Origin of the sequence: Kribbella sp. (assembly GCF_035655035.1) — a bacterium.
Classification (GTDB): Bacteria; Actinomycetota; Actinomycetes; order Propionibacteriales; family Kribbellaceae; genus Kribbella.
Window position 1 is genome coordinate 1 of the sequence record NZ_DASRVN010000678.1, and the last position, 1692, is coordinate 1692.

At 69.8% G+C, this 1692-nt stretch carries 3 protein-coding genes and 1 pseudogene; all 4 read right to left on the reverse strand.

Features of this window, described 5'->3' with window-relative positions; all coding sequences use genetic code 11:
• The coding region (locus VFF46_RS35480; RefSeq protein WP_325041636.1) for a hypothetical protein at positions 1-203 on the reverse strand (203 nt) is incomplete at its 3' end.
• An 89-nt stretch (positions 204-292) separates the two neighbouring features.
• Entirely contained in the window at positions 293-1078 is a 786-nt protein-coding gene (locus VFF46_RS35485) for an SGNH/GDSL hydrolase family protein (protein ID WP_325041637.1), read from the reverse strand.
• 118 nt (positions 1079-1196) lie between these two features.
• On the reverse strand, positions 1197-1532 hold the full coding sequence (locus tag VFF46_RS35490; RefSeq protein WP_414673130.1) for an enolase C-terminal domain-like protein: 336 nt from the start codon (positions 1530-1532) through the stop codon (positions 1197-1199).
• Positions 1533-1590: 58 nt separating this feature from the next.
• Positions 1591-1653: pseudogene (locus VFF46_RS40700) on the reverse strand (hypothetical protein); the annotation flags it as partial.
• Between the last annotated feature and the right edge of the window lie 39 nt (positions 1654-1692).

Genomic DNA, 1692 nt, shown 5'->3' on the forward strand with positions numbered 1-1692 from the left:
GCGTGCGTCACGTCGGCGAGGGTGGTGGCGGTGGATCGGGCGCGCACGGCGTACGCCGCACCGCGCCAGGTCTGGGCCTGCAGTCCCCCCGTCCGGCGCACGACGTCGGCCACCCCTCCGGGGCCGGCCTCGTTCACCGGACGCGCTAGGCAGTTGGCCTGCATCCTGGCCGCCAGCAACCAGTCGACGGACCTCCGCGCCACCTCTGCATGACACCACGAACTCGCCGGTTCCGCATCTCCGAACGCACAACTGCCGTCCCGGACGTCCGGGACGGCAGTTGTGGGGTGACTCAGAGTGCGGGCTGGACCAGGTTCGCGTAGTTCGCCTGGCCGGTGACGTTCGGGTGGTACGACTCGCTGACCGGGTTGGACAGGCCGTTGATCCACTCCGGGCTGCCGCAGACGGCGTGCCCGATGAACGCCGACGTCGGGTTCACGAAGGTGAACCCGGCCGCGCTCGCGGCGGCGGCGAGCTTGGAGTTGAGCAGGTCGGCGGTCGCGTTCAGGTGGGTCATCTCGGTCGGGCTGAAGAATGTGGCGGCGTTGCAGTCGATGCCGTTGAAGAGCCGGGGGTACCCGACCACGACAACCTTCGCGGACGAGGCCCGGCTCTTGATGGCGGCGTACAGCGTGTTCAGCCGGCCGGGCAGCGTGTTATTGATGATGGACTGGGCGCCTGCGACCGCGCTCGTGCAGTCGCCGAGCCAGGACGGCTCCGCGCAGGTCGTGATGACCGAGGAGAAGCCGGCGTCGTTGCCGCCGACCTGCACCGAGACGATGTTCGTCGAGCTGGTCACCGACGGCAGCTGGTTCGCGGTGACGTCGGCGACCTTCGCGCCGGAGCAGGCCACGAAGTTGAGGTTGGCGCCGATCCGGGCGGCGTCGAGGTACGCGTACGCCTTGGTCGAGCGCTGACAGGAACCGCTGGAGGAGATGTAGGTGCGGGTGCCGACGCCGGAGGCGTACGAGTCACCCATCGCGACGTAGTTCGGGGCCGCGGCGTGCGCGACCCCGGGGACGAGCAGGGCTGCGGCGCCGAGGGCCGCAGCGGACAGCAGACTGGCGATGGACTTCATGGGCGGACCGCCTTTGGGAGCTGAGGGTGGCGTATGAAGTACTCCACGTCACCTTCGCTGACCCGTGAGTAACACACAAGGTCTCGGTTACAAATTCACCGTGGATTCCCGATGACGGTCACCAACTAGCCGACAGTCCCGGTGCCGAGGGCAAGGGATAACAGCCGTCCACGAGCTGAACACCTTCGGGCAGCAGCCCGCTCTCCACGTAGATCGTATTCGGCAGCGCCGCCAGGACGTGGATGTGCGCCCCGCCTCCGTGCGACGCGTACGGCACCCCGAACCCGGCCGCCATCAGCCCGATCTCGAGACAGTCCGTCACCCCACCGGCCCGGCGCAGGTCCGGCTGTACGACGCCGACGCCGCCGCGCGCGATCAGGTCCCGGAAGGCGGCCTGCCCGTACCGGTTCTCGCCGGTCGCGATCGGGATGTCCAGCTTCTCCGCCAGCCGCACGTGCCCGTCCGTGTCGCCGGGCCGGCAGCGGCTCCTCGAACCAGCGGCAGTCCAGGTCCTCGTACGCCCGCCCGCGCCGCAGCGCCTCGGCGTACCCGAACGCCTGGTTCGCGTCCACCATCAGCGGCGCGTCCGGCCCGATCACCGCACGGACCGCGCG

What these genes read in the sequence shown, in the direction of transcription:
- VFF46_RS35485 (WP_325041637.1), bottom strand. Translation starts at nt 1,078, where the DNA reads ATGAAGTCCATCGCCAGTCTGCTGTCCGCTGCGGCCCTCGGCGCCGCA.